The 3174-nt window shown below is 65.2% G+C and carries 4 protein-coding genes; all 4 read right to left on the reverse strand.

The window, feature by feature from the left end:
• Positions 1-32 precede the first annotated feature (32 nt).
• The 4 genes from IVA79_RS22145 to IVA79_RS36825 are packed head-to-tail and all read right to left on the reverse strand — an operon-like array spanning position 33 to position 3077.
• Positions 33-623 (reverse strand): UPF0149 family protein, encoded by a 591-nt coding sequence (locus tag IVA79_RS22145; protein ID WP_247556625.1) that lies wholly within the window; start codon positions 621-623, stop codon positions 33-35.
• A 47-nt stretch (positions 624-670) separates the two neighbouring features.
• On the reverse strand, positions 671-2230 hold the full coding sequence (locus IVA79_RS22150) for an IS66 family transposase (protein ID WP_247556627.1): 1560 nt from the start codon (positions 2228-2230) through the stop codon (positions 671-673).
• 53 nt (positions 2231-2283) lie between these two features.
• Positions 2284-2637 (reverse strand): IS66 family insertion sequence element accessory protein TnpB, encoded by a 354-nt coding sequence (tnpB, locus tag IVA79_RS22155; RefSeq protein WP_247388576.1) that lies wholly within the window; start codon positions 2635-2637, stop codon positions 2284-2286.
• Positions 2634-3077 (reverse strand): transposase, encoded by a 444-nt coding sequence (locus tag IVA79_RS36825; RefSeq protein ID WP_256465643.1) that lies wholly within the window; start codon positions 3075-3077, stop codon positions 2634-2636. The genes tnpB and IVA79_RS36825 overlap by 4 nt, the downstream gene beginning before the upstream one ends.
• Positions 3078-3174: the final 97 nt, after the last annotated feature.

The following is a 3174-nucleotide window of genomic DNA, read 5'->3' on the forward strand; positions in this document are numbered from 1 at the left end:
GTAACCGGCATGAGCAGCCACGTAGGCAGTTGTTAGCCAGCGCGGGCGTAGCGGATCGGCATCCAATACTGGCGCATGGCCTCGACGGCCGCCGGGATATTGCTGTGGGCGTTGCGCAGGAATTGCTCGGTCTGGCGGGCCTTGTTTGTCGGTCCGAGCAGCGGACAGCCCTGATCGTCTTCACAGTGAATCAGGATGGGCAGTAGCAGTCCGTGATTGACGTTGCGGGTGTCGAGCAGAGGCGCCCAAGCCGATATTCTAGGTCGCATGGCGGCGTGGAATCCCAGGCACCAGGGACGCGCATCGATGTCGCCGTTCGGCTTGCTATGATGGATCGGCTCGAACCGATCCGGGTTGGTGGAGAGGGTTTTGCTGATAGCGTTGTGGTGCTGCGCGGAGGCGGAGATCGCGGCGAACTCCGGCGTGCCGCCGTGGTTGAAGGCGTCGGCGTCGATTGCGAGCAGCGGACAGATCCAGTCGAGCGGACTGATCGACACCGGCCCGGCCACGATCGCAGCAATGTAGCCGTCCAGCACCGGCAGGCTGGTGGCAACGGGACGCCGCTCGACGCGGTCCTGCAGCCATCGCTCAAGCTGCACGAGCGACATGGCGGCAGCCGCCATCGATGGCGATGCTTTATCGCGACGCCGGCTCATATCGCGACGCCGGCTCATGCGGCCACCTGCGCGGTGCGCGCGTGGGCAGTCTTCCAGTTCCAGGCCAGCAGCTCGTGCAGCTGATGGCTCTTGGTTCGCCCGGAGACGATGCGCTCGAGCACGTCGGCCAGGTAGGCCTGCGGATCGAGATCGTGGAGCTTTGCGGTGTTAACGAGCGATGCCAGGATCGCCCAGCTCTCGGCGCCACCCTCGCTGCCGCTGAACAATGAGTTCCGGCGGCCCATTGCGATCGGGCGCATCGAACGCTCCACCGTATTGGAGTCGACCTCGACCCGCCCGTCGCTGAGGAACAGCGTCAGCCCATCCCAGTGATTGAGCGCATAGTTGATGGCCTCCGCCAACTTCGACTGGGAGAAGAGCTGGCCGACCATTGCCGTCAGCCGCGCCCTGAGCGCCGCCATCAGTGGTGCGGTCCTGGTGCGGCGGGCGGCAAGCCGCTGTTCGGCGCTGCTGCCGCGGATCTCAGCCTCGATGACATAGACCGCCTGCAGGCGTTCGATCACTTCGCGAGCGAACGGTGACTGGGTCGTCTTGTACACCTCGACGAATTTGCGTCGGGCATGCGCGAGACAAAAAGCGAGCTGGATCGCGCCGCCATGCTCACGGGCAAGCGCCTTGTAGGCGGCATAGCCGTCGACTTGCAGAATGCCGGAAAAGCCCGTCAATTGTCCGGCGATCTCCTCGGTGCCGCGGCCGTCGGCGAACACATAGGCGACCGCCGGCGGTGCGGGGCCGCCCCATGGTCGGTCATCCACGGCATGCGCCCAGAACTGGCAGATGCGGGTGCGACGTCGCCCGGGGTCGAGCACCGGCATCGGCGTCTCGTCGCAGAACAGCCGCGGCGAGGCTTGGATCATTCGCAGCTGGAGTTCATAGAGGCTCTTGAGCCACCATGCGGCACGCTTCACCCAGCCGGCCAGTGTCGCGCGGTCGAGATGAATGCCCTGGCTGGCCAAAATCTGCACCTGCCGATACAGCGGCAGATACCAGGCAAACTTCGACACCACCACGTGGGTCACTAGCGCCGTCGAGGCCATGCCGCTCTCGATCAGCCGCGGCAGCACCTTGGCCTGCACCACGCCATCGGTGCAGCCGCGGCAGGCATATTTGGGACGGATCGTGCGCAGCACCCGCAGGATCGCCGGGATCACGTCCAGCACTTCGCTGACATCCTCGCCGATCTTGTGCAGACGGCCCTCGCAACACGGGCACGCCGTCGCGTCCGGCTCCAGCACCTGCTCGCAGCGCGGCAAGTGCTTGGGCAGCGCGCCGATGTTGCGGCTCGCCTTCTTGCGTGGCTTACCGGCCGGCTTGGTCGCCGGCAAATCATCGTTGGCTGGCGCAGGTGGTGTGACGCCGGTCTCCAGATCGTCCAGCTCGAGCGCGAGCTGCTCGGCGACGAGCGCCGCCAGCCGCTCCGAGCGCTTCCCGAACATCATCTCCTTGAGCGTCTGCATCGCCACACGTAGCTTCTCGTTCTCGGCGTCGAGCGCGAGCACCATCTCGGTCAGAGCCGCCAGATCAGTCGGGAGAGCGTCGGGGCGAATCGCCATGATGACCAAAAGATACATGCACGCACTACAGGCTCCAGCGAAATCCTCACCTCTCAGCCGACAACGGCCGGCTGCTTCACAGGCTTGGGTGAAACACGCGTCCACTCAAGCCCGTCGAGCAGCATCGCGAGCTGCGTCGCACTTAGATGCACCACTCCGTCGCGGATCGGTGGCCAAGTGAAGCGTCCCTGGTGCAGCCACTTCGTCACCAGCACCATGCCGCTGCCATCCCATGCCAGAAGCTTCACTCTGTCCGCGCGCTTGCTGCGGAACACGAAGACGTCGCCGCAGTACGGGTTCGCACGCAGCGCTTCGCTCACCAGCGCCGACAACGTGTGCACCGATTTGCGAAAGTCGACCGGCTGTGCCGCCAGCACCACCTTGAGGTCAGACCGTAGCGCAATCACCGGATGCCCCGAAGCGCCGACAGCACCGTCGAAAGCGTCGCCAGCTCCACTCCCGGCTCAACCCGAATGCGCGCCCCGCTCATCTCGATCTCGACCACCCCGCCAAGCTTGCCTGGGGGCGATGCCATCTGCGGCAGCACCATATGCGCCGGCGCCAGGCGGCCCGGCTCGCCCGTCGTCGCAGGACCGCCCTCGCAGGCGATTCGAACTGGCACAAAGCCTGGAACGCCTGCTGCCGTCGTGAACTTGTGTCGCCATACCGTGAGTAGCCCACGGACAACGCCATTGCGCCGAGCAACCTCGGAAATATTGGCCCCTTCCTCGAAGCTCTCCGCTACGATCCGTGCCTTCTCTTCCGCCGTCCACCGCCGCCGGCGCCGCTCCCCGGTGATCAACTCGATACGACGATACGAACCACCTTCCTGCCTGGCATCAAGCATGGCATCTGCCATCGATTCACTCCCAACGATCAGCTCATGCCAGGCTGTATCGCAGACCAAGCTCACGACCGCGAGGTGGGGGCCTCGTGCCGGTTAC

This window comes from Bradyrhizobium sp. 138, assembly GCF_023074075.1.
Lineage (GTDB): Bacteria > Pseudomonadota > Alphaproteobacteria > Rhizobiales > Xanthobacteraceae > Bradyrhizobium.

What these genes read in the sequence shown, in the direction of transcription:
- IVA79_RS36825 (WP_256465643.1), bottom strand. Translation starts at nt 3,077, where the DNA reads ATGCTTGATGCCAGGCAGGAAGGTGGTTCGTATCGTCGTATCGAGTTG.
- IVA79_RS22145 (WP_247556625.1), bottom strand. Translation starts at nt 623, where the DNA reads ATGGCGGCTGCCGCCATGTCGCTCGTGCAGCTTGAGCGATGGCTGCAG.
- IVA79_RS22150 (WP_247556627.1), bottom strand. Translation starts at nt 2,230, where the DNA reads ATGGCGATTCGCCCCGACGCTCTCCCGACTGATCTGGCGGCTCTGACC.